Origin of the sequence: uncultured Pseudoflavonifractor sp. (genome assembly GCF_944387275.1) — a bacterium.
Classification (GTDB): Bacteria; Bacillota; Clostridia; order Oscillospirales; family Oscillospiraceae; genus Pseudoflavonifractor; species Pseudoflavonifractor intestinihominis.
This window is the reverse complement of sequence record NZ_CALXEG010000038.1, coordinates 1-23,034: the sequence shown is the minus strand read 5'-3', so window position 1 is coordinate 23,034 and position 23,034 is coordinate 1. Positions and strand designations below refer to the sequence as shown.

Sequence of the window (23,034 nt, the reverse complement as noted above, 5' to 3'; positions counted from 1 at the left end):
CCTGCTCGGGCAGAAGGGGAACGGCACGCAGGGCACCGAACCGGCATAGTAACTACTCACAAATACGGCGGGTCATTGAATTTTGCCGCCGCCGGACCTCGTCCTCGCAAGCTGCGTATCGCTCACCCCGGCATAAATGCCAGGGCTCGTTCACTCCGCTGCTCGTCCTCTCCCCACCGAACCCACTTCGCTGGGCTTCGGCGGGGCCCCGAGAGGCAGCCACCTTCCCCCCAGGGGGAAAGGCTTTGAGGCGGCATTCTCTCCGGTTTTCCCCGCCGGGGAAAGGCTTTTTGGAGCCCGGCTGGGGGCTGGGCTTACTCCTTGTCCAGGATGGGTCGGTCCTCCCGGGGGTCGCTGAGGCAGTTTTTCACATAGAACACGGCCTCGGCCACAGGCAGGGTGACCTGCTTGTAGAAGCCCTGGCTCTCCATGTCGGCCTTCTCCTCCTCGGTGAAGTCGTCGGACATGAGCAGGTTCTTCACGGTGACCGTGCCCGCCTTTACCTCGTCCTCGCCCAGGAAGGCGGCGAAGGGGATGGAGAGCTTGTTGGCGTAGTTGAGCTTTTGCTTGAACTTCTTCTGCTCGCAGTGGAGCTGGGCCCGGACGCCCTGGGCCCGCAGGGCGGTGGCAAAGGAGATGGCGGCGGACAGATCCTCCGTCATGGGCAGGATGAGCACGTCGGCGGGGGCGGTGCAGGCGGCGGGGTTGAGCATCTTCTGCTCCTGAAGCACGTAGAACAGCCGGGTCAGACCGATGGAGATGCCCACGCCGGGCAGCTGCTTGTCGGTGTAGTACTCGGCCAGGCTGTCGTACCGGCCGCCGGAGCAGATGGAGCCCACCTCGGGGTGGTCCAGCATGACGGTCTCGTAGACGGTGCCGGTGTAGTAGTCCAGGCCCCGGGCGATGGTCAGGTCCACCATGAAGTGGTCGGCGGGCACGCCGAAGGCGGCCATGTACTTCACCACGGTCTCCAGCTCGGTCACGCCCAGGTCGAACAGCTCGTTCTTGCCCTTGAAGGGCGCCAGGGCGGCCATGGGGTCTGCGGCGGAGAGCAGGCTGAGCAGGGTGTCGGCGGTGTCGGCGGGCACGGCGAAGTCGTCCACCAGGATGGCCTTTACCTTATCGGATCCAATTTTTTCCAGCTTGTCAATGGTGCGCATCACGTCGCCCGCCTGCGCCTCCAGGCCCAGCAGGGCAAAGAGGCCGTTGAGTACCTTCCGGTTGTTCACCCGGATCTTGAACCGGTTCAGGCCCAGGGCGGTGAAGGTGCGGTAGATGATGGAGGGGATCTCCGCCTCGTTGATGATGTCCAGCTTGCCGTCGCCGATGACGTCGATGTCGGCCTGGTAGAACTCCCGGAACCGGCCCCGCTGGGCCCGCTCACCCCGGTAGACTTTGCCGATCTGGAAGCGGCGGAAGGGGAAGGAGAGCTCGTTGTAGTGGAGGGCCACGTATTTGGCCAGGGGCACGGTCAGGTCAAAGCGGAGGGACAGGTCACTGTCGCCCTTCTGGAAGCGGTAGATCTGCTTCTCGGTCTCGCCGCCGCCCTTGGCCAGCAGCACCTCGCTGGCCTCGATGGCGGGGGTGTCCAGGGGGGTGAAGCCGTAGAGGGAGTAGCTCTCCCGGAGGATGGCCACCATGCGGTCAAAGAGCACCTGATCCGCCGGCAGCAGCTCCATGAAGCCGGACAGGGTGCGGGGCTTGATACGTTCCATTTGAAAAACTCCTTTTGTATAGGATAGGCCGCTGCTGCTTGGCGCTTCGGGTGGGGCGTCAGGGGTTGCGCAGCAAGACCTTGAAATTGACCGGATTCACTCCGGCAATTTGAGTCAAAACGGGGTATGGCGGTTAAAGACAAAAAAGCGCCTCCGTCCCCAGACAATGGGACGAAAGCGCCTGCCTCCGTGGTGCCACCCATGTTCGGCGGGACTGATCGTCCCGCCCTCTGTGCTCCTGTTACGGGGAGCGGGCCGTGGATGTCTCCATCCCCGCTGGTAGAGCCGTCTTTCCCGGGTTCCGGTCCGTGGGACGCTTTCAGCCGAGGGCGTCCTTCTCTGTCCGGCGGTGTGCCCGGTACTCATGCTCCGTCGTGGCGGTGGTTGTCACTGCATACGGTATGATATTATCCCAAATTTCCCGGTCTGTCAACCGTTTGAGGCCCAAAAGCGGGAATTTGGGAGGCTATGGTCTGACATGGCGCCCGACCACACCCCTCATCCGTCATTTGCTTCGCAAATGCTACCTTCCCCCCGGGGGGAAGGCAAAAAAACGCGCCGCCCAATGGTGCGGGGCGGCGCGGCGGAAGCATTACACAGTAAAGGGCTTGGTCTTGGGATTGATGATCTCGCGCCAGTCCAGATCGCCCCGCTCCAGGCCGTGGATGAGCATCTCAGCGGTGCCCACGTTGGTGGCGTAGGGGATGTTGTACTGGTCGCACAGCCGGGTGATGTAGCTCAGGTCGGCATCCATGTCACTGGACTGGGGGTCGCAGAAGAAGAGGACCATGTCGATCTCGTTGTAGGCGATGCGGGCGCCGATCTGCTGGCTTCCGCCGTGCTGACAGGAAAGGAAGAGGTATACCGGCAGCCCGGTGGCCTCGGCGACCAGCTTTCCCGTGGTGTTGGTGGCGCAGACGGTGTGCTTGGAGAGGATGCCGCAGTAGGCGATGCAGAATTGGACCATCAGTTCCTTTCTGCGGTCGTGGGCCATAAGGGCAATGTTCATCGGAATTCATCCTTTCTCAGATTATGGGGCCCAGCCCGGATATGATATGCCAGCTTCCGCCGTCATATTCCAGGGCTGCTCCCGGGAGCAGGGCGGTGGTCTGGGTTCCGTCGGCCCAGGTGAGCCGGACCAGGGCCGACCCCTGGCAGGCGGTGCCCGCGGAGTTGGTGTAGGATACCATGGCGGTGACCAGCCGGGCGGACTGGAGGGATTGGCTGGCGTCTGTATCCTCGGACAGACGGAGGGCGGAGAGCAGGGCGTACTGCCCCTGGGCCGCGGTCATGGATCTCATGCCGGCCTGCTGGCTCAGGGTCAGCTCCATGGCCTGGGCGGCCCGCGGCCCGTCGCCCGCCGCCAGGCCCTCCACCGCCAGGGTCAGGGCTCCCTCCGGGGTGTTGGTCCGGGGCGCCGCGGCCCACAGAAATACCCCCAGGGCCACGGCCAGGGTGACCGTAGCCAGGGCCCCTGAGGCCAGGACCGCCTTCCACCCGGGCCTGAGCCGTTTCCCGGCCCTGGGCGGGGGAGCGGTCTGGGGCTGTGCCGCCAGATTTTCCACCTTTGCGCCGCAGGATGTGCAAAACTTCACCCCATCCTTCAGCGGCGCGCCGCATTTGGTACAGTACATAGCGCCTCCCGGGCCTTCCGGCCCACGCTTCCGGGCCCGGCCCGGAGAGATTCCACCCGGCTGTCCCGCCCTGTGGGAAAGCCGGGACTGGTCAGCGGATGTGCATGAGGGGCACCCGCTCACCCATCAGGCGGCGGGCGATGTTGAGGTAGGCCACAGCGGCGCCCTTCCGGCTGGCCAGGATGATGGGCTTGCCCTGGTTGGCGGAGAGCATGACCTGCTCATCCTCGGGCACCACGCCCAGCAGGGGCAGGCCGGCGGCGTCCATGGCGTCGTCGATGGTGGTGTGGAGCCGGCGGAGCAGCTTGGGCTGCACCCGGTTGACCACCAGGTGGATGGAGGGCAGCTGGCGGGAGAGGAGGGAGACCACCCGCTGGGCGTCCCGGAGGGCGGAGGCGTCGGTGGTGGAGACCACGATGCCCCGGTCCGCACCGCACACGGCCAGCCGGAAGCCCTCGCCCATGCCGGCGGGGGAGTCCATAAGGATATAGTCGTACTGCTGCCGGGCCGTGCGGAGGAAGGCCTTCATCCGCTCCTCGCTGATGCCCGGGGGCAGGGTGAGGGGTGCGGTGAGGAGGTAGAGATTTTTGATGACCGGGTGGGGGACTGCTGCCCGCTTCAGGGAGCAGCGGCCCTCCAGCACATCGGTGAAGTCCATGAGGGCCCGGTCGGTAAGGCCCAGGGAGATGTCCAGGTTGCGCAGGCCGATGTCCATGTCGATGCACAGCACCCGGCGGCCCAGGGCGGCCAGACAGGACGAGACGCCCCCGGTCAGGGAGGTCTTTCCCGTCCCACCCTTACCGGACGTGACCACAACGGCGGTACTCATAGCGTCCCTCCAGTTCATACGGTGTTAGTATATCATGACGGGCTGGGTTTTCCAATATTTTTTGTGCAAATGTAACACAATAGCAAAAATTGTGCCAATTCAAAGGGGGGCTTTCTGGAGCTTGGCCCAGCGGCGGGGGTAGCCCTTGGGGGTGGGGGCGATTTTGCGGATGACCACCACCCGGTGGGTGACCCCAGCGCCGGGGATCTCATAGTCCCGCAGGGCCTCCACCTTGCCGCCCAGACGGGCGATGGCGTTGGCTGCGCCGGACAGCTCCTCGGTGCAGTCCACCGCCTTCATGGCCAGGAACGCTCCGCCCGGTTTCACGTAGGGCAGGCACAGCTCGGTGAGCACCCGCAGGTCGGCCACGGCCCGGGACACGGCAAAGTCGAACCCGTCCCGCCAGCCCGGCTCCAGGGCCTGTTCCTCGGCCCGGGCGTGGACGCAGTTCACGTCGGTCAGGCCCAGGTCGGCGCACACCTCGCCCAGCCAGGTGACCCGCTTGCCCAGGCTGTCCAGCAGGGTGAGGGAGAGGTCGGGCTCCAGAATCTTCAAAGGCAGGCCGGGGAATCCCGCGCCGGTGCCCACGTCGATGACCCGCTTGCCCTTGAAGTCCACCCCGTCCAGGGTGAGCAGGGCGGCGGAGTCCAGAAAGTGGAGGTCGGCCACCTTGTCCGGGTCGGTGATGGCGGTCAGGTTCATGACCTGGTTTTTCTCCAGCAGCAGCCGGCCGTAGCGGGCCAGCATGGCGGGCGCGGCAGGGGAGGGGAGAGGCACTCCCATGGCCTTGAGCCCGGCGGCAATTCTCTCTTCCATCCGCTTAACCTCCGAAGTTGGCCAGCAGGGCCGGGATTCCGTTGATCAGGTTGATGATGGCCAGGGCCAGGCACAGGGCGGTGATCAGGATCATCATGGCCCGGCGGGCGGGGGTGCGGCCCTCCTGGGGGGAAGTGAGCCACAGGCAGACCGCCGACGCCCCGCCGCCCCCCAGGGCGGGGATGACCATCAGGGAGGCAATGCCGTGGAGATAGGTGCCCGTGCCGTACATGTAGGTCATGAGGCACACGATGATGACCATGTACACCACGCCCACCCAGGCCCAGATGCGCTTGAGGGGGGAGGCGGGGGTGTAGGTCTCCCGGGGCTGTTCCTCCTGGCCGCTGCCGGGCGTCTTGTTGTGATCGTCAGACATAGCGCGCTCCTTACTTGTCGGCGCCGTTGGCCTGCTGCTCCCGCAGCAGGTCACGGATCTCGGTGAGCAGCTGCTCCTGGGTGGACAGGGCCGGCTTGGCGGGGGCGGTGTCGGCGGCCTGCTCCTTCTTGCGGTGGAAGGAGTTGAGCCCCTTCACGATGCAGAAGATGACAAAGGCCATGATGAGGAAGTTGATGACCGCGTTGATGAAGCTGCCCAGCATGAGCTGTCCGCCGCCGGGGAGCTGGATGGCCAGGGATGCGGCCAGGGCCTCGCTGTCGCCGGTGAAGATACCCAGGACGGGGTTGATGATGTCGTTGACCAGGGAGTTGACGATGGACTGGAAGGCGCCGCCGATGATGACGCCCACAGCCAGGTCCATCACATTGCCCCGGGCGATGAACTTGCGGAATTCGCCCAGGAAGCCCCGGGACTTTTTGTTGATATCTTTGATGTTGTCTTTCATGTTCTTCAAATGTATAACCTCAGTAATTTTTGTAACAAGGCTTGCCTCAACCAGAGCAGCAGACAAACCGCAGAGAGTTGGTGTGGTGTGTCATGGTAAGCTGTTTGCAGACCGACAGCCTTCCCCTCATCCGACTGGCCTGCGGCCAGCCACCTTCCCCCCAGGGGGAAGGCTTGGGTTGCCTCGACCGGAGGCTAAAACACGGCGCAGAGACTACGTGCGGCATTGAGAACGGTGATTAAATTGCAGGGGTTTACAAGTCTGGGCGGGTAACTCTGCTCGGGCGACGCAGGAACGATACGCAGGGCACCGAACCGGCATAGTAACTGCTCTCAAATACGGCGGGTGATTGAATTTTGCCGCCGCCGGACGTACTCCGAAAGGGGGTACCAGGGGGAAACGGGGGCGTTTGGCCCTGGAAGGGCCCTCCGCGCCTGTTGCCCCATGGCGAGCTTTGCCTACTTTCCCTCGCTGGAAAGTAGGCCGCCGGAGGCCGTCGTCGCCGCAAGCTTCATATCATTCGCAGCGTCCTCGCAAAGTCCGCTCTGTCTCGGAACGGCCTGAAGGGCCATTCCTCGCGCCGCTCCCTTGCTCGTCCTTTCCCCACCGGGCCATGGGCCCGGCGGGGACCCCGGTGTTGCGGCAAAGCTCATGCATTTCGCTGCGGCTCCTCTCCCCACGAAAGGCGTGCCGCCTTCCGCGGGGGCCCCATTTACTGCGCTAAGACCTGCATTTCCCCTCATCCGCCCCAGTGTGCGCACTGGGGCACCTTCCCTCTGGGGGGAAGGCTGTTTACTTCTTGGGCACCAGGACTTCCTTGCCGCCCATGTAGGGCTGGAGGACCTTGGGGATCTTGACGGAGCCGTCGGCCTGGAGGTTGTTCTCCAGCAGGGCGATGAGCATACGGGGCGGCGCCACGACGGTGTTGTTGAGGGTGTGGGGCAGGTACATCTTGCCGTCGGCGCCCTTGACGCGCATCTTCAGGCGGCGGGCCTGGGCGTCGCCCAGGTTGGAGCAGGAGCACACCTCGAAGTACTTCTGCTGCCGGGGGGACCAGGCCTCGATGTCGCAGGACTTCACCTTCAGGTCGGCCAGGTCGCCGGAGCAGCACTCCAGCTGGCGCACGGGGATGTCCAGGGAGCGGAACAGCTCCACGGAGTACTTCCACATCTGCTCATACCACTTCATGGAGTCCTCGGGCTTGCAGACCACGATCATCTCCTGCTTCTCAAACTGGTGGATGCGGTACACGCCGCGCTCCTCGATGCCGTGGGCGCCCTTCTCCTTCCGGAAGCAGGGGGAGTAGGAGGTGAGGGTCTGGGGCAGGGACTCCTCGGGGATGATCTGGTCGATGAACTTGCCGATCATGGAGTGCTCGCTGGTGCCGATGAGGTACAGGTCCTCGCCCTCAATCTTGTACATCATGGCGTCCATCTCGGTCTGGGACATGACGCCCTCCACCACGTTGCCGTGGATCATGAAGGGGGGGATGCAGAAGGTGAAGCCCTTGTTGATCATAAAGTCCCGGGCGTAGGCCAGCACGCCCTCGTGGAGCCGGGCGATGTCGCCCAGCAGGTAGTAGAAGCCGTTGCCGGACACCCGGCCGGCGGAGTCCATGTCGATGCCGTCAAAGGACTCCATGATCTGGGTGTGGTAGGGGATCTCGAAGTCGGGCACCACGGGCTCGCCGAACCGCTCCACCTCCACGTTGCAGGAGTCGTCGGGGCCGATGGGCACGGAGGGGTCGATGATGTTGGGGATCTGGAGCATGATGTGGTGGATCTCCTCGGCCAGCTTGGTCTCCTGCTCCTCCAGCTCGGCCAGGCGGTCGGCGTTGGCCTTGACCTGGGCCTTGACGGCCTCGGCCTCGGCCAGCTTGGAGGGGTCCTTCTTGGCCTGGCCCATCAGCATGCCGATCTGCTTGGACAGGCTGTTGCGGCTGGCCCGCAGCTCATTGGCCTCGGTCATGGCCGCCCGGTTGGCGGCGTCCAGCTCCAGCACCTGGTCCACCAGGGGCAGCTTCTGGTCCTGGAACTTCTTCTTGATGTTCTCTTTTACGGCTTCCGGATTCTCACGGATAAAACGAATGTCCAGCATAGATGTGACACCTCATCATCATATTGTTATGGTTTGCGGGGTTGTCCCGCGGGGATGTTTCACGTGAAACAGGGGAGGGCTCAGCCCAGCACGTCCTTGATGTCCTGGTACTGCTGAGCGGGGGAGGGGTCGCCCTCCCGGCCGGTCAGAGCCTCCTGGGGCAGGTACTGGGGCAGCCCGGAGGCCTCAAACTCGGCCATGATGTTGGCCGCGTCGGTGTAGTAGCCCCGGGAGAACTGCCGCTGGATGCGCCAGAACCAGTCCATGGCCTCCAGGGCCTTCTGGGCGTCGGCCTGGGCGGTCTGAGCGGTCTCGGCGTCGGCCTGGGCGTCGGAGAGCTGGCTCTGGGCGGTGTCCAGCTCCTCCTGGAGGCCGGCCACCTGGCCCTCCAGGTCCTCCACCTGCTGGGCCAGCTCGTCCTTCTCCGCAATCAGGTTGTTGATGGAGTCAAAGGCGTTGCTGGAGGTGGCCTGCAGCCCGGAGATGGCCTGCTCGTTGGCCCGCTGCTGCATGAAGTAGGACAGGAGCAGCAGCAGGAAGGCGGCGGCAAAGAGGATGGTCAGGTACCCCATGACGGAGACCTTTTTGTGGGGCTTGGCGTGCTCCGCCTCGTGCTGGAGGTGCTGCACCTCCTGCTCCTCGTTGTTGTGGTCCTGCTGATTCAAAGAGAAGTGCCTCCCTTCCCGCCGGAGGTCTGCTCCAGCGCCTCAAGAAGGGCGGTCAGGTCCTCGTCGCCGTAGTATTCCAGCTCCACCTTGCCCCGCTTGGCCCCCTGGACAATGGACACCTTCCGGCCCAGCCTGGCGGACAGGTCCTTGGCGGCGGCGTCCCGGTAGATCTTCATGGGGTCGGGGGCGGGGGGTGTGTCCTCCGCCTCCTCGGCGGCCTGGCTGATGCGCTTTGCCATGGCCTCAGTCTGGCGGACGGACAGGTCGTCCTCCACCACCTTCTGGGCCAGCCGCTTCTGCAGCTCCCCGCCGGGCACGGACAGAATGGCCCGGGCGTGGCCGGCGGACAGCTTGCCCTCCTCCAGCAGCATGCGCACCGCGTCGGGCAGGGAGAGCAGCCGCATGGCGTTGGCCACGGCGGAGCGGGACTTGCCCACCTGCTGGGCCACTTCCTCCTGGGTGAGGCCGTAGTCCTCCACCAGGACCTTGTAGCCCCCCGCCTCTTCAATGGGGTTCAGGTCCTCCCGCTGGAGGTTCTCGATGAGGCCCAGCTCCATGACCTTCCGGTCGTCGGCCTCGATGATGACGGCGGGCACCTCGGTCAGGCCCGCCAGTTTGGAGGCCCGCCAGCGGCGCTCTCCGGCGATGATCTGGTAGTAGCCGGAGGACAGGCGGCGGACGGTGAGGGGCTGGATGAGCCCGTGGGTGCGGATGGACTCGGCCAGGTCGCTGAGGGATTCCTCGTCAAACCGCTTCCGGGGCTGTTTGATGCCCGGTTCAACCTGGGAGATGGGCAGCATGACCGAGCCGCCCTCCTGGGTCTTCAGGGCGGCGTCGCCCAGCAGGGCGCCCAGGCCCTTGCCCAGGCCCCGGTCCTTGTTCACTGGCAAATCTATCATTCCTTTCTTTACAGGGCGCAGCGGATGTTACCCTTTGTTCTTCTCCATGACCTCCCGGGCCAGCTCCTGATAGGCCTCGGCGCCCCGGGACAGGCTGTCGTAGGCGGTGACGGGCTTGCCGTAGCTGGGGGCCTCGGCCAGCCGCACGTTCCGGGGGATGACGGTGGCGTACACCTGGCCGGGGAAGTGGCGCTTGACCTCCTCCGCCACCTGCATGGACAGGTTGGTGCGGCCGTCGTACATGGTGAGCACCACGCCCTCCAGGGCGATGGACGGGTTGAGGGACCGCTTCACGATGCGGATGGTGGACAGTAGGTCGCTGAGGCCCTCCAGGGCGTAGTACTCGCACTGGACGGGCACCATGACCGTGTCGGCGGCACAGAGGGAGTCCAGGGTGAGCAGCTCCAGGGAGGGGGGACAGTCGATGAGGATGTAGTCGTACTTGTCGGCGAGCTGGTCCAGGGCGTTTTTCAGGAGATACTCCCGCTTGTCGATGGCGATCATCTCCACGGTGGCGCCGGCCAGGGCCTTGTTGGCGGGGATCACGTCGCCGTAGGGGGTCTCCACCACAGCCCGCTTCACGTCGGCGTCGTTGATGAGCACGTCGTAGATGTTGGGGGAGGCGGTGGTCTTGTCCACGCCGAAGCCGGAGGTGGCGTTGGCCTGGGGGTCGAAATCGCACACCAGAACCCGGGCGCCCGCCTCTTTCAGGGCGGCGGCCAGGTTGACGCACGTGGTGGTCTTGCCCACGCCGCCCTTCTGATTCACGATTGCAATGGTTTTAGCCATAGGGGCACCTGCCTTTTTACAGCGATTGTGGGGCGACAAAGCACCCTCCGGGCCGAAAAAGGGCGGCGGGCGGTTTGTTCAGCAGTCCTATTATAATATCGGCGCCCGTTCATTTCAACTGATTTTACCCATGTTTCACGTGAAACATGCGGATAGGGCGGCCCAGGCGGGGAGAAAAAAGCCCGGAGTGTTTCACGTGAAACACTCCGGGCAGCGGGGTAAGGGGGAAGGTGGAGGGAAGGGGACCGTTTGACATAAGACGGCCGCAGAGGGGAGGGCGGTGGAAGAATGTGGGGACAAGTGGAAAACTCCCCATGTTTCACGTGAAACACCAAGGGGCTCAGGCGGTCCGCTTGGGGATGCGGATGGTCAGCAGGATGGAGTCCTCGGTCTCCTGGCGCTGGCAGTCCGCGTTCACCCCGGCGGTCTTCATCATGGTCAGGCCCTTGGTCACCGTGTTGAGGAAGAACCGCACATCCTTAATTAAATAGGTGGGCTTCCGCCGCTTGGCCGGGGCGGGGGAGAGGAGGGACTCCACATAGGCCTCGGTCTTGGCCACGGTGAGATGCTCCTGGGTGATGTACTGGGCGGCCTTCAGCTGGAGCTCCGGGTCCTCCAGCCGCAGGAGGGCCCGGGCGTGGCGCTCGGTACACCCGGCCTCCAGCAGCAGCTTGAGCACCTGGGGGGGCAGCCGCAGCAGCCGCAGCTTGTTGGCCACCGCGGACTGGGATTTGCCGATCCGCCGTGCGGCCTCCTCCTGGGACAGGTTGTAGGTGCAGATGAGCCGGGACAGGGCGGTGGCCTCCTCCACAAAGTCCAGGTCCCGGCGCTGGAGATTCTCCACCAGGGCCAGCAGGGAGGAGTTCTCCTGGTCCACCCGCAGGATGATGCAGGGCACCTCTTTGAGCCCGGCCATGCGGGAGGCCCGCAGCCGCCGCTCGCCGGACACCAGCTCATAGCCCCCGGCGGTCTTGCGCACCGACAGGGGCTGGAGCACCCCGTGCTCCCGGATGCTCTCGGCCAGCTCCTCCAGGCCCTCCTGGGAGAAGTATTTCCTGGGCTGGTCCGGATTGGGCACGATCAGGCTCTCCGGGAGAAAACACACCCGATTGGTCTCATACAGTCCCTTTTTGCGCAGCAGTGCCATGGGCGGACCTCCTTTGTAGAATGGATCATGTTGTTATCCATATTTTACCACACCACGGGGAGAAACAAGGCGCAGCCCGTCGAACGGGAAATATTTTCCATTTTATAGCCTGGGGGGCGGGGAACCGGGCATTTGCTCTTTCCTCCCGTCCCCGATTATGCTATGATGGAGACAAGTACGGGCCGCCTGTTTTGGGGCGGCCGGGGAGAGAATCCACCTGAAACGGAGGTATTTCGACTATGAAGCATCGTGTTGCAGCCGCCTTTCTGACGGTGTGTCTGCTGCTGACTCTGGCGGCCGTGCCTGCCGCGGCGGCCGGGCGCTATTCCGACGTGCCCGCGGGGGACTGGGCCGAGGAGGTTATCCAGAAAGCCACGGACTACGGCCTCATTGAGGGCAAGGGGGACGGCACCTTCGGCTACGGCGAGTACATGAACCGGGCCTCCTTTGTGATGGTGCTGTGCCGCATGTTCGGCTGGGAGATGGTGGAGCCGGAGAAGCCCTCCTTCTCCGACTGCGTGCCCGGCACCTGGTACTACTCCGCCGTGGAGACCGCCCTGGCCAACGGGGCCATCGACTCGGGGCTGTACTTCCGGCCCGACGACGACATCAGCCGCCAGGACATGGCCGTCATGCTGGTGCGCGCCCTGGGGTACGAGAGTCTGGCCCTGACCCAGTCGGCGGCGGAGCTGCCCTTCTCCGACGTGACGGAGAACAGGGGGTACATCGCCCTGGCCTATGAGTTCGGCATCATCAACGGCGTCAAGCAGGCCGACGGCAGCCTGCTCTTCCTGCCCGGCCACTCCTCCACCCGCCAGGAGGCGGCGGCCATGCTGGTGCGGGTGTACGACAAGTACCACGCGGACATCGGCTTTCTCCACGGCTTTTACGCCATGAGCTCCTACAGCCAGATCGGCATGGCCGAGAAGATGGACGGCGTCAGCCTGGGCTGGTCCCGCATGACCCTGGACGGCAGCGGCAAGCCCTATCTGAACCAGACCAGCGCAGGCGGCAACGAGTGGGCGGTGCCCCAGGGCTCCGAGCTGGCCACCGACGCCCTGAAGGGGGCGGGGGTGACCTACAACCTGGACGTGTACGCCGCCGGGGACGACCTGACCGGCATCCTCAGCGCCGCCAACCGCCAGGCCGCGGTGGAGCAGCTGGTGAAGGCCGCCGGGGACTACGCCGGTCTGACCATCGACTTTGAGGGCCTGGGCACCTCCCTGCGCACCTCCTTCACCCAGTTCATGACCGCCCTCCGGGCCGCGCTGCCCCAGGGCAAGAACCTGTGGGTGTGCGTCCAGCCCGACGAGTGGTACGGCGGGTACGATTACCACGCCCTGGGGGAGACCTGCGACAAGGTGATCCTCATGGCCCACGACTACCAGGACACCAACCTGCCCCAGGGCTGGGTGGGCACCAGCCAGACCCGCAACGCCCCCGCGCCCCTGAACAAGGTGTATGAGGCCCTGGCGGCCGTCACCGACCCGGACACCGGCGTGGCGGACAAAAATAAGATCGTGCTGGCCGTGTCCATCACCAGCGTGGGGCTGAAGGTGGACGAGAACGGCCTGCTGGCCTCCACCGATATCTACACCCCGGCCCCCGCCACCCTGGCTTCCCGCATGAAGCAGGCCGACGCGGTGCGCACCTGGGACGCCGCCGCCGCCACCCCCTATCTGACCTACTCGGTGGACGGGGAGCACTACAAGGTGTGGTACGAGGACGCCCAGAGCATCATGGCCAAGGTGAACCTGGCCCACATGTTCGGCGTGGACGGCCTGTCCATCTGGCGGCTGGGCATCATCCCCGACTACGCCGACGTCCAGAACTACGACGTGTGGGGGGCCGTCCAGGCCGCCCGGGCGGGGGAGTAAGGGGCGCCCTGTGGAATTTGCAGAGGTAAGCGAAGCGGACGTCTCAGAGGCGGGGTACGTCCACGCGGAGAGCTGGAAAGAGTCCCACCGGGGCTTCTGTGGGGCGGAATTCGTGGCGCGGCACACCCCGGCGGCCCAGGCGGAGTACCTGCGCCGGGAGATGGCCGCAGGGAAGCGGGTCTATATGCTGCGGGACCCCCATCCGGTGGGCATCGTGTCTGTGTGGGGCGGCCTGATCGAGAACCTGTATGTGCTGCCCAAGGAGCAGAACAGGGGATACGGCACGGCCCTGCTGCAATACGCCCTGGCCCGCTGCAGGGGCACGCCCACCCTGTGGATCCTGAACACCAACCAGGGCGCATACCGCCTTTACACCCGGAACGGCTTCCGGGAGACCGGCAACCGGAAACAGCTCAATGAGCGGCTCAGCGAGATAGAGCTGGCCCGGTGCGGAGAGAAATAAAAGAAGATGATATACATGGCGGCTCTCGCGGGCCTGGGGAAAGAGGTCCGGAAACGCGCTGCCCCAGAAGAAAACAGGAGTGAATCAAATGAATCACAATTCCGCAAGGGAAGAAGGAAAAGCGACCAAGGCGATCAAGGAATTTCTGATGATGACCCTGGGCACCTCGCTGGTGTCCATCGGCGTCTACTTCTTCAAATTCCCCAACAACTTCTCCATGGGCGGCGTGTCCGGCCTGTCGGTGCTGCTGGGGGGACTGTTTGAGTCCACCTGGCTCACCCCCTCCACCTTCAACACCATCATCAACACCCTCTTCCTTGTGCTGGGCTTCATCTTCCTGAACAAGGGCTTTGGACTGCGGACCGTGTACTGCTCTCTGCTCTACGCCGGGCTCATCCAGCTCTTTGAGGCGGTGGTGCCCCTGTCGGGCACCCTGACCACCAACAAGATGCTGGAGGCCTTCTTTGCCATCATCCTGCCCGCCCTTGGCTCGGGCATCCTGTTCAACCTGAACTCCTCCACCGGCGGCACGGACATTGCCGCCATGATCCTGAAGAAGTACACCGGCATGGACGTGGGCCGGGCCCTGCTCATGTCGGACATCATCATCGCCGGCGCGGCCCTGTTCATCTTTGACATTGAGACCGGCCTGTTCTCCCTGCTGGGCCTGGTGCTCAAGTCGGTGCTGGTGGACAGCGTCATCGAGTCCCTCAACCGGCGCAAGAGCTTCACCATCATCACCTCCCATCCCCAGCTGGTGTGCGACTACGTCACCAAGACCCTGGGCCGGGGCGCCACCATATGGGAGGGCCAGGGGGCCTACACCCACCAGACCCACTACGTGGTGCTCACCGTGCTGTCCCGGGGCCAGGCGGTGGTGCTCCGCCGGTATCTGAAGGAGCACGACCCCTCCGCCTTCCTGCTGGTGTCCAACTCCAGCGAGATCTTCGGCAAGGGCTTCCTCCGGGCCTGAGGGCGGTGGAACCGGGAAATTCTGATTACGTTAAGGAATAAATTACATGAACGATATCGAACTGTATTTAAAAAAGCGGCGTACCGCCCGGGAGGCGGTGTCCTGCGTCAAGTCGGGGGACTGGATCGACTACGGCTTTTGCAGCCAGATGCCCTACGACCTGGACCTGGCCCTAGCGGAGCGGATGAGAGAGGAGCCGGAGCTGACCGACCTGAATTTCCGGGGTGCGGTAGCCCTGCGGCAGCCGGCGGTGACCGCCCTGCCCGACGCGGCGGAGCGCATCACCTGGAACTCCTGGCACTGCTCGGCCATTGAGCGGCGGCTCATGGAGCAGGGCGTGGCCTATTACGCCCCCATCCGCTTTTCCGAGATGCCCCGGTACTACCGGGAGAACATCCAGCGGGTGGACGTGGCCATGATCCAGGTCTCCCCCATGGACAACCACGGGTTCTTCAGCTTCAGCCTGAACACCACCTACCTGGCCGCCATGCTGGAGCGGGCCAAGGTCATCATCGTGGAGGTCAACCCCAGGATGCCGGTGGCCTTTGGCGGCCTGGGCACCGCCATCCACATCTCCCGGGTGGACATGGTGGTGGAGGGGGAGGGCCATGAGATCGACCAGCTCCCCGGCTTGGTGCCCACCGAGGTGGACGTGGCGGTGGCCAGACAGATCGTGCCCCTCATCCCCGACGGGGCCTGCCTCCAACTGGGCATCGGCGGCATGCCCAACGCGGTGGGGGGCCTGCTGGCCCACTCCGACCTGAAGGACCTGGGCATCCACACCGAGATGCTCACCGACTGCGTGGTGGACCTGGACGAGGCGGGTAAGCTCACCGGACGGAACAAGAACCTGGACCGGGGCAGCGCCGTGTTCACCTTTGCCGCGGGCACCCGGCGGCTGTACGACTTCATCCACCGCAATCCCACCGTGCTGGTGGCGCCGGTGGACTACGTCAACGATATCGACGTCATCTCCACCCACGACAACGTGATCTCCATCAACAACACCATGGAGGTGGACCTGTTCGGCCAGGTGTCCGCCGAGACCATGGGCACCCGGCACATCAGCGGCGCCGGGGGGCAGCAGGACTTTGTCCTGGGGGCCTACCGGTCCAAGGGGGGCAAGAGCTTCATCTGCTGCTCCTCCGTCTACCTGGATAAGCAGGGGAGGGCCCACAGCCGCCTGGTGCCCACCATCACCCCGGGCAGCATCATCACCTCCACCCGCACCAATATCCACTACCTGGTCACCGAGTACGGCATGGTGAATCTGAAGGGCCTGTCGGCCTGGCAGCGGGCAGAGGGGATCATCTCCGTCGCCCACCCGGACTTCCGGGAGGAGCTCATCGCCGCGGCGGAGAAGATGCATATCTGGAAGCGCTCCAACCGCCGCTGAGCTTCCACAGAGACAGCCCCAAATGTGGATGATCTGACAGCCCCGGAGAACGGCAGGTGCCGCCCTCCGGGGCTGTTTTTTGCTCCCCCCTGGGGGAGTCTTAGGGGCGGCGCTGTCTTTGGCTTCCCCCTCATCCGTCTGGCCTTCGGCCAGCCACCTTCCCCCCAGGGGGAAGGCTTGGGGGCGCAGTAAATAAAAAAACAGCGGGCGGGGCCTTTGCCCCGCCCGCTGTCACAATCACAAAATATTCTCAGTCCACCGTCTTGAGGGACTCCACCATATCGATCTTCTTCAGCTTTGTCCTGGAGAACACGTTGACCAGGAAGGAGAACAGGGCGGTGAGGGCGGCGGCGTACACGTAGCTCATGACGCCCGCGTCCCGGCCGAACATGACCATGTCGATCTCCACGGTGATGATAAGCCACTGGTGGAGGAACTTGCCCAGCACCAGGCCCAGCAGGATGCCGAAGATGGTGAGGAAGATGTTCTCCCGGTAGATGTAGGCGTTGAGCTCGCCGGTGTAGAAGCCCAGGACCTTGAGGGTGGCCAGCTCCCGCAGCCGCTCGGTGATGTTGATGTTGGTCAGGTTGAAGAGCACCACAAAGGCCAGGGCGGCGGCGGACACGGTGATGACCACCACGGCGTAGTCCACGCCCTTCATGCCCTCGATGAAGGTGTTCTTGGTGCTCTCGATGCGGCTGACCGACGATACGCCGGACAGGGGGATGAGCTGCTCGGCCACCGTGTCAGAGTTCTCCTCCGTGTCCTCGGTGTAGGTGACCATCAGGCTGTTGATCTCGGAGGTCTGGCCGAAGAGGGACTCATAGCACTCCTCGGTGATATAGACGTAGTGGAACACATAGTTTTCCGTCAGGTCGGTGATGGTGACCTGGGCCCGGCGGTTGTCCCCGTCCACCAGGGTGATGGTGTCACCCACCTTCACGTCCAGCAGGGAGGCCAGCTTTTCGGTGATGACCGCGCCCTCCTCCGGCAGGGTCACCGGGTCGCTGTCCAGCCGGTGGCGCAGGTGGATGAAGTCACTGAACCGCTCCTGGTCGGACACGGTGAACAGGTACACGTTGCTGTCCAGGCTGCGGCTGCCGCTCTCGGCGGTGATGGGCTGGTTGGACACGGGCATCCACTCGGACACCAGAGAGCAGCCGTCCAGCACGGCGGAGATCTCGGTCAGCTCGTCGTCAGTGACGTTGTCCATCAGGCTGACCTGGGCGCTGTAGGGGGTGATCTCGTCGTACTGCTTGTCAAACACGTCGTACAGGGAGTTGCGCACGCCGAAGCCGGTGATGATGAGGGCGGTGCACCCGCCGATGCCGATGACGGTCATCCAGAACCGCTTCTTGTACCGGAACAGGTTGCGCATGGTCACCTTCCAGGTGAAGGACATCCGCTTCCACACCGGGCGGATCCGCTCCAGCAGCACCCGGCGACCGGGCTTGGGGCTCTTGGGCCGCATGAGCTGGGCGGGCACGGCGGTGAGGGCGGCGAAGCAGGTGGCCAGGGCCGTGCCGGTGACGCACAGCACCGCCGCGCCCACCGAGAGCAGCGCCACCTCAGGCAGCAGGAACAGCTCCATGTCCCCCACGGTATAGAGCACCTTCCAGGCGTTGAAGATGATGGTGGGGATGATGGTCACGCCCAGGGCCAGGCCCAGCAATCCCCCGAAGAAGGAGGACAGGAACCCGTACCCCACGTATTTCAAAGCGATGGCGCTGCGGCTGTACCCCAGGGCCTTCAGGCCGCCGATCTCCACCCGCTGGTCCTCCACCATGCGGGTCATGGTGGTCAGGCACACCAGGGCCGCCACCAGGAAGAAAATCAGGGGGAACACGCTGGCCAGATTGCCCATGCGCTCGGCGTCCTGCTGGTAGGACACATAGCCCACGTTGGTGTTCCGGCCCAGGATGTACCACTTGCAGTCCTCGATCTCGGACACCTCACGGCGGGCGTCGTTGAGCTCCTGCCGGGCGTCGGACAGCTTTTTGTCCGCCTCGGCCTTGCCGTCGGCGTACTCCTGCTCGCCGTCCAGCAGCTCCTGGTAGCCGTCGGAGAGCTCCTGCTTGGCGTCGTCCAGCTCCTTCTGGGCGTCGGCCAGCTCGCCGGGCACCGTGGCCTTGGCCTCCTCCAGGTCCGCCACGCCGTCATAGTACTGCTGCCAGCCGTCGTCCAGCTCGGCCCGGGCGTCGGAGAGCTCGGCCTCGCCGTCCAGGATCTCCTGCCTGGCGTCCTCCAGCTCGGCCCAGCCGTCGGAGAGCTCCTTCTGGCCCTCGGCGGCCTCCTTCCAGCCGTCGTCCAGCTCCTTGCGGCCGTCGGCAAGCTGCTTCCAGCCGTCCTCCAGCTGCACACGGGACTCAAACAGGGTCTGCTCCGCCTCCTGGGACTGCTTCACGCCGTCCTCAAATTCGGCCCGGGCCTGGTCCACCTCCGCCTTGCCCTCGTTGTACTGCCGCCAGCCGTCGGAGAGCTGGGCGGCGGAGGAGGAGAGCTGGGCCTCGCCGGAGGCGATCTCCGCCTCGCCGGCGGAAAAGAGCCCGGGGATGCTCTGGCTGAAAAAGGACTTCAAAGGTTCCGGGTCGGGGGACACCGGATTGCCTTCCCCGTCCACGCCCCCGGCCGCCGCCGTCAGGGCGGCGGTCAGCTGGGCGGTCAGGCCGTCGGCCTGGTCCTGGGTCATGAGCCCCTGGTCCACCATGTCCTGGAACTGACCGGACAGGGAGGCGTCCGCCATGCCGGTGAGCTGTTCCTGGAGAGCCAGGGCCTGCTGCATGGTCAGCTGGCCGGACATGACCAGCCCCATGACCCAGCTGGTCAGGCCGTCCTGGTCGGCGGTGAGCAGCATGGCCAGCACCTGGCCGTCGGTCTGGGTCCACGCCGTGTCCGGGCTGAGGATGGCCCCGGCGCTGGTCAGGGCGGTGCCCGGGCTGAGCATGGCCATCACGCCGCCCAGCGTGTCCAGCTGGGCGTTCAGGTTGGTCTTGGCCTGGGACAGGGCGGCCTTGGCACCCTCCAGCTGGGCCTGGCCGGCGGAGAGCTGGGCCTCGCCGTCCTGAAGCTGGGCCAGCGCGTCGGAGAGTGACCCCTCCGCGGCCATCAGCTGGCCGCCGCCGTCCTCCAGGGCCACCAGCCCGTCCTGGTACTCCTGCCAGCCCTTGTCATACTCCTGCTGGGCCTCGGAGAGGGTCTTGTAGTTCTCCTGGTACTCGGCCTCGCCGTCCACCAGGTCCTGGTACCCCTGGTCGTACTCCGCCTTGCCGTCCTGCCAATCCTTCAGGCCGTCCCAGTACTCGGCCTTGCCGTCGGCCATCTTCTGCACGCCGTCGGCGTACTCCTGCTCGCCGTCCTCCAGCTCCTTCAGAGCCTCGGGCAGGTCGGCCTCCGCGTCGGCGATCTGCTGCCAGGCGTCGGCCGACTCCTGCTCATAGGTCGCCAGACCGTCCTGGTACTCGGCCAGGCCGTCGTAGTACTCCGCCCAGCCGTCGTCCAGCTCCTGCCGGGCGTCGGCAAGCTCCTGGTTGGCCTCGGCCTCCGCGTCGTCGTACTCCTTCTGGGCGTCGGAGAGCTTCTGATTGGCCTCGTCGATGACCTCGTCATACCGCAGGCCCGCCCGCTCATCGCCCACAGGCTCCAGGGAATCCAACAGGGCGTCCATCCGGTCGCCGTATTCATCGTCGTAGCAGTACAGGTCCTTGGCCCAGGTGACCGTCAGATAGGCGTCGGTGTAGGTCTCCATGTCGAAGGCGCCCATGGGCAGCAGCACGAAGCCGTTGACCCTGCCGGTGCCCAGGGAGGAGGTACCCCGGTCGGTGGACAGGTAGAGGGGGGAGTTGGCGGTGCCCACGATGGTGAACTCCTCCACCGCCAGGGCATCCTCGTAGTCCCCGGTGCCGGTGTCGAAGGAGATTTTGTCCCCGATGGACAGCCCGGCCTCCTCCAGCAGCTTGGGCTCCACCAGGCACTCGTCGTCCGCCTGGGGCAGGCGGCCCTCCACCAGCTCGGGGGAGTTGATGCCCTGCTCCGACAGGGACACCAGCTTGACCACCAGGTCGTTGCTCTCCAGGTGGAGGATGCCGTCGGCGGTGTAGGCCCCCTCGGCGGCGGAGATGTCCTCCAGGGAGGACAGGTAGTTGATGTCGTCGTCAGTCAGGCCCAGGGTGGACAGCACATGGATGTCCATCAGGTTGTGGCTGTCATAATATCCGTCGGCGGTGTGCTCCATCACGGGGGCGGTGGTGCGCAGGCCGGACAGAAAGGCCACCGCCAGGGCGGACAGCAGCAGCAGGGAGAGAAACCGGCTCTTGGTCTTGCCGATCTCCCGCAGTGCGTCGGTAATCAGGCGGTTGTGCTTGGGTCTCATGGGAAAATCCCCTCCTTTCGCGGGGTTCAGAGGATTACCACTCGATTTCCTCCACCGGGGTGGGGTGGTCGGTGCGCTCCACGGCTGCCACGGTGCCGTTCTTGATATGGATGACCCGGTCGGCCATGGGGGTGAGGGCGGTGTTGTGGGTGATGACCACCACGGTCATGCCCTGCTTGCGGCAGGTGTCCTGGAGCAGCTTGAGGATCTGCTTGCCGGTGACGTAGTCCAGGGCGCCGGTGGGCTCGTCGCACAGCAGCAGCTTGGGGTTCTTGGCCAGGGCACGGGCGATGGCCACCCGCTGCTGCTCGCCGCCGGAGAGCTGGCCGGGGAAATTGTCCATCCGCTCAGAGAGGCCCACGTGTTTCAGCACGTCCACCGCGTCCAGGGGGTTGCGGCAGATCTGGGCGGCCAGCTCCACGTTCTCCAGGGCGGTCAGGTTCTGCACCAGGTTGTAGAACTGGAACACGAACCCAATGTCGTACCGCCGGTAGGTGGTCAGCTCCTTCTGACTGTAATCGGACACCTTCTGCCCGTCCACCAGGATGGTGCCCTCGTCGCACTCGTCCATGCCGCCCAGAATGTTGAGCACCGTGGTCTTGCCCGCGCCGGAGGGGCCCACGATGATGCAGAATTCCCCCTTTTCGATCTCAAAGGAGATATCCCGCACGGCGGTGATGACCACCTCGCCCATCTGGTACCGCTTGACCACGTGTTCCAGGGAAATATATGCCATGGTTTCCACCTCGTGTGTATTATTAGACAGGTGTTGATTTATCGACTTAATTATATTATATTGGATTTAAGGTTTGTTGCAATGGGCAGATCGGCCCGTCTCCGTACGAAATGAGACAAGGCCATATATAAGTGTTGGTTATCACACAGATGAGCAAAAAGCTGTTGAAGGAGGAACTGCCATGGCAGAGGAACAGGGGGACCGTCGGGTCAGGCGGACCAAGGCAATGCTGCGCGCGGCGCTGACCGAGCTGCTGAAGACCAAACCGGTCAACGAGATCTCGGTCACCGAGCTGACCCGGCTGGCCGACGTGAACCGGGGCACGTTTTACAGCCACTACAAGGACATTTTCGACATGGTGGAGCAGCTGGAGAACGAGATGTTCCAGGAGTTCAGCGATCTGCTCCACGCCTATCCCGCCGACGCCCTCAGGCAGGGCCTGCGGCCCATTCTGCGGGATGTGTTTGAATTCCTGCGGCGGTACGGGGACGTGTCCACGGCTCTGCTGGACCGGGAGCGGGACACCCGGTTCCTGGAGAAGCTGAAGTCCATGGTAGCGGAGCGGGTGAGCCTGGAGTGGGGGCGGCTCTACCGGTTCGACAACCCCAGGGAACAGGCCTTTTGCATGGCCTTTCTGGTGGGGGGCGTGGTGGGGCTCATCCAGAGCTGGCTGGAGGGGGACCGGAAGGAGACCCCCGAGGAGCTGGCCGCCCTGTCCGAGGCCATGATCGTCCGGGGCATCGAGGGTCTCAACCAGCCCCGGTGAGAGCAAAAAGCCTTCCCCCTGGGGGGAAGGTGGCTGCCTCTCGGGGCCCCCGCACGAGCCCAGCGAAGCGAAAATGGGTGCCCCACGGAAGGCGGAATGCCTTTCGTGGGGAGAGCCGGAGCAGTGGAGCGGGTGAGTCCTGCCGCTTGCGGCGGGACGAGGGATGCGGAACCTGCGACGGCGAGGGGAGAGGACGAGCAGCGGAGTGAACGAGCCCTGGTATTTATGCCGGGGCGAGCGATACGCAGCTTGCGAGGACGAGGGGCGGATGAGGGGAACGGTCTCCGACGGCCTACTTTCCAGCGAGGGAAAGTAGGCAAAGCTCGCCATGGGGCAACAGGCGCGGAGGGCCCTGTTAGGGCCAAACGCGCCCGTTTCCCCCTGGTACCCCCTTCGGAGTACGTCCTGCGGCGGTGGTGTCCAAGAAGCCGCCGTACTTGAGAGCAGTTACTACGCCGGTTCGGCTGGTCCGTGTCGTAACTGCATCGCCCGAGCAGAGTTACCCCCCAGACTTGTAAGCCCCTGCAATTCAATTACCGTTCTCAATGCCGCACGCAGTCTCAGCGCCGTGTTTCAGCTTTTGCCCCAGGCAAGCCTTCCCCCTGGGGGGAAGGTGGCTGGCCTCTCGGGGCCCCCGCACGAGCCCAGCGCAGCGAAAATGGGGGCCCCACGGAAGGCGGAATGCCTTTCGTGGGGAGAGCCGGAGCAGTGGAGCGAGTGAGTCCTGCCGCTTGCGGCGGGCTGAGCGATACGCAGCTTGGGAGGACGAGGGGCGGATGAGGGAAACAGCTGAGTCCAGCGCAGCAAATGGTGGATGAGGGAAGCCAAAAAAAGAGCGGGGCCGGACATTGTCCGGACCCGCTCTTTGACGCAGGAATTGAATTTTTCAGCGCTCTTCTCTGAAATAGGCCAGACCCAGGCTCTGGGGCGGCTGGTTTTCGCGCTTGCGGCGCATGCTGACGGCCACCAGCACGATGACGGTGGCGATATAGGGGAAGATGTCGTAGATCTGGGCGGG

At 64.6% G+C, this 23,034-nt stretch carries 19 protein-coding genes and 1 pseudogene; 5 read left to right on the top strand and 15 right to left on the bottom strand.

The features are described 5' to 3' along the window. Positions 1-314: 314 nt before the first annotated feature. The 12 genes from hisS to Q0K23_RS09890 all read right to left on the bottom strand — a co-directional run bounded on the left by hisS (position 315) and on the right by Q0K23_RS09890 (position 11,436). Positions 315-1,715, bottom strand: coding sequence for a histidine--tRNA ligase (gene hisS, locus Q0K23_RS09945; protein ID WP_294521519.1), 1,401 nt, complete (start codon positions 1,713-1,715; stop codon positions 315-317). Between the two features lie 592 nt (positions 1,716-2,307). Beyond that, positions 2,308-2,724, bottom strand: coding sequence for a methylglyoxal synthase (locus Q0K23_RS09940; protein WP_294521514.1), 417 nt, complete (start codon positions 2,722-2,724; stop codon positions 2,308-2,310). Between the two features lie 16 nt (positions 2,725-2,740). Continuing rightward, positions 2,741-3,349 (bottom strand): zinc ribbon domain-containing protein, encoded by a 609-nt coding sequence (locus tag Q0K23_RS09935; RefSeq protein ID WP_294521512.1) that lies wholly within the window; start codon positions 3,347-3,349, stop codon positions 2,741-2,743. A 91-nt stretch (positions 3,350-3,440) separates the two neighbouring features. Continuing rightward, entirely contained in the window at positions 3,441-4,178 is a 738-nt protein-coding gene (minD, locus tag Q0K23_RS09930) for a septum site-determining protein MinD (RefSeq protein WP_294521508.1), read from the bottom strand. A gap of 99 nt (positions 4,179-4,277) precedes the next feature. Then, positions 4,278-4,994, bottom strand: coding sequence for a 16S rRNA (guanine(527)-N(7))-methyltransferase RsmG (gene rsmG, locus Q0K23_RS09925; RefSeq protein ID WP_294521506.1), 717 nt, complete (start codon positions 4,992-4,994; stop codon positions 4,278-4,280). 4 nt (positions 4,995-4,998) lie between these two features. Then, positions 4,999-5,370, bottom strand: a complete 372-nt coding sequence (locus tag Q0K23_RS09920) for a hypothetical protein (RefSeq protein ID WP_294521503.1) — start codon at positions 5,368-5,370, stop codon at positions 4,999-5,001. 10 nt (positions 5,371-5,380) lie between these two features. Beyond that, positions 5,381-5,836 (bottom strand): large conductance mechanosensitive channel protein MscL, encoded by a 456-nt coding sequence (gene mscL, locus Q0K23_RS09915; RefSeq protein ID WP_294521531.1) that lies wholly within the window; start codon positions 5,834-5,836, stop codon positions 5,381-5,383. A 792-nt stretch (positions 5,837-6,628) separates the two neighbouring features. After that, positions 6,629-7,933, bottom strand: coding sequence for a serine--tRNA ligase (serS, locus tag Q0K23_RS09910; protein ID WP_294521499.1), 1,305 nt, complete (start codon positions 7,931-7,933; stop codon positions 6,629-6,631). Positions 7,934-8,013: 80 nt separating this feature from the next. Beyond that, entirely contained in the window at positions 8,014-8,598 is a 585-nt protein-coding gene (locus Q0K23_RS09905; protein ID WP_294521496.1) for a hypothetical protein, read from the bottom strand. After that, on the bottom strand, positions 8,595-9,485 hold the full coding sequence (locus Q0K23_RS09900; RefSeq protein ID WP_294521528.1) for a ParB/RepB/Spo0J family partition protein: 891 nt from the start codon (positions 9,483-9,485) through the stop codon (positions 8,595-8,597). The genes Q0K23_RS09905 and Q0K23_RS09900 overlap by 4 nt, the downstream gene beginning before the upstream one ends. A gap of 42 nt (positions 9,486-9,527) precedes the next feature. Further along, the gene (locus Q0K23_RS09895) at positions 9,528-10,289 is read right to left on the bottom strand and encodes a ParA family protein (RefSeq protein ID WP_294521492.1); all 762 of its coding nucleotides are present in this window, start codon (positions 10,287-10,289) and stop codon (positions 9,528-9,530) included. A 340-nt stretch (positions 10,290-10,629) separates the two neighbouring features. Then, positions 10,630-11,436 (bottom strand): ParB/RepB/Spo0J family partition protein, encoded by an 807-nt coding sequence (locus Q0K23_RS09890; RefSeq protein ID WP_294521489.1) that lies wholly within the window; start codon positions 11,434-11,436, stop codon positions 10,630-10,632. A gap of 239 nt (positions 11,437-11,675) precedes the next feature. Between Q0K23_RS09890 and Q0K23_RS09885 the strand changes: the two genes are divergently transcribed. The 4 genes from Q0K23_RS09885 (at position 11,676) to Q0K23_RS09870 (ending at position 16,145) form a co-directional block, all read left to right on the top strand. Next, entirely contained in the window at positions 11,676-13,313 is a 1,638-nt protein-coding gene (locus Q0K23_RS09885) for an S-layer homology domain-containing protein (protein ID WP_294521486.1), read from the top strand. A gap of 10 nt (positions 13,314-13,323) precedes the next feature. Then, entirely contained in the window at positions 13,324-13,776 is a 453-nt protein-coding gene (locus tag Q0K23_RS09880; RefSeq protein ID WP_294521483.1) for a GNAT family N-acetyltransferase, read from the top strand. An 88-nt stretch (positions 13,777-13,864) separates the two neighbouring features. Beyond that, complete coding sequence (locus tag Q0K23_RS09875; protein WP_294521480.1) at positions 13,865-14,749, top strand: YitT family protein; 885 nt, start codon at positions 13,865-13,867, stop codon at positions 14,747-14,749. A gap of 46 nt (positions 14,750-14,795) precedes the next feature. After that, entirely contained in the window at positions 14,796-16,145 is a 1,350-nt protein-coding gene (locus Q0K23_RS09870) for a butyryl-CoA:acetate CoA-transferase (RefSeq protein WP_294521477.1), read from the top strand. A 250-nt stretch (positions 16,146-16,395) separates the two neighbouring features. Here Q0K23_RS09870 and Q0K23_RS09865 read toward each other — a convergent pair whose 3' ends face one another. Together Q0K23_RS09865 and Q0K23_RS09860 are read right to left on the bottom strand one after the other, a co-directional pair. After that, positions 16,396-20,514, bottom strand: coding sequence for an FtsX-like permease family protein (locus Q0K23_RS09865; protein ID WP_294521473.1), 4,119 nt, complete (start codon positions 20,512-20,514; stop codon positions 16,396-16,398). Between the two features lie 34 nt (positions 20,515-20,548). Then, positions 20,549-21,250, bottom strand: a complete 702-nt coding sequence (locus Q0K23_RS09860; protein ID WP_148319941.1) for an ABC transporter ATP-binding protein — start codon at positions 21,248-21,250, stop codon at positions 20,549-20,551. 181 nt (positions 21,251-21,431) lie between these two features. Here Q0K23_RS09860 and Q0K23_RS09855 point away from each other — a divergent pair, with 181 nt between their 5' ends. Continuing rightward, the gene (locus Q0K23_RS09855) at positions 21,432-22,016 is read left to right on the top strand and encodes a TetR/AcrR family transcriptional regulator (RefSeq protein WP_294521466.1); all 585 of its coding nucleotides are present in this window, start codon (positions 21,432-21,434) and stop codon (positions 22,014-22,016) included. 886 nt (positions 22,017-22,902) lie between these two features. On the opposite strand, the pseudogene Q0K23_RS09850 reads toward Q0K23_RS09855, so the two are convergent. Then, positions 22,903-23,034, bottom strand: a pseudogene (locus tag Q0K23_RS09850) (ABC transporter permease); the annotation flags it as partial.

Bases quoted from the DNA above. Each gene is read 5' to 3' on its own strand.
- Q0K23_RS09890 (WP_294521489.1), bottom strand. From the start codon at position 11,436: ATGGCACTGCTGCGCAAAAAGGGACTGTATGAGACCAATCGGGTGTGT.
- rsmG (WP_294521506.1), bottom strand. From the start codon at position 4,994: ATGGAAGAGAGAATTGCCGCCGGGCTCAAGGCCATGGGAGTGCCTCTC.
- Q0K23_RS09920 (WP_294521503.1), bottom strand. From the start codon at position 5,370: ATGTCTGACGATCACAACAAGACGCCCGGCAGCGGCCAGGAGGAACAG.
- Q0K23_RS09935 (WP_294521512.1), bottom strand. From the start codon at position 3,349: ATGTACTGTACCAAATGCGGCGCGCCGCTGAAGGATGGGGTGAAGTTT.
- mscL (WP_294521531.1), bottom strand. From the start codon at position 5,836: ATGAAAGACAACATCAAAGATATCAACAAAAAGTCCCGGGGCTTCCTG.
- Q0K23_RS09940 (WP_294521514.1), bottom strand. From the start codon at position 2,724: ATGAACATTGCCCTTATGGCCCACGACCGCAGAAAGGAACTGATGGTC.
- Q0K23_RS09875 (WP_294521480.1), top strand. From the start codon at position 13,865: ATGAATCACAATTCCGCAAGGGAAGAAGGAAAAGCGACCAAGGCGATC.
- Q0K23_RS09870 (WP_294521477.1), top strand. From the start codon at position 14,796: ATGAACGATATCGAACTGTATTTAAAAAAGCGGCGTACCGCCCGGGAG.
- serS (WP_294521499.1), bottom strand. From the start codon at position 7,933: ATGCTGGACATTCGTTTTATCCGTGAGAATCCGGAAGCCGTAAAAGAG.
- Q0K23_RS09865 (WP_294521473.1), bottom strand. From the start codon at position 20,514: ATGAGACCCAAGCACAACCGCCTGATTACCGACGCACTGCGGGAGATC.
- Q0K23_RS09860 (WP_148319941.1), bottom strand. From the start codon at position 21,250: ATGGCATATATTTCCCTGGAACACGTGGTCAAGCGGTACCAGATGGGC.
- hisS (WP_294521519.1), bottom strand. From the start codon at position 1,715: ATGGAACGTATCAAGCCCCGCACCCTGTCCGGCTTCATGGAGCTGCTG.
- Q0K23_RS09855 (WP_294521466.1), top strand. From the start codon at position 21,432: ATGGCAGAGGAACAGGGGGACCGTCGGGTCAGGCGGACCAAGGCAATG.
- Q0K23_RS09885 (WP_294521486.1), top strand. From the start codon at position 11,676: ATGAAGCATCGTGTTGCAGCCGCCTTTCTGACGGTGTGTCTGCTGCTG.
- minD (WP_294521508.1), bottom strand. From the start codon at position 4,178: ATGAGTACCGCCGTTGTGGTCACGTCCGGTAAGGGTGGGACGGGAAAG.
- Q0K23_RS09895 (WP_294521492.1), bottom strand. From the start codon at position 10,289: ATGGCTAAAACCATTGCAATCGTGAATCAGAAGGGCGGCGTGGGCAAG.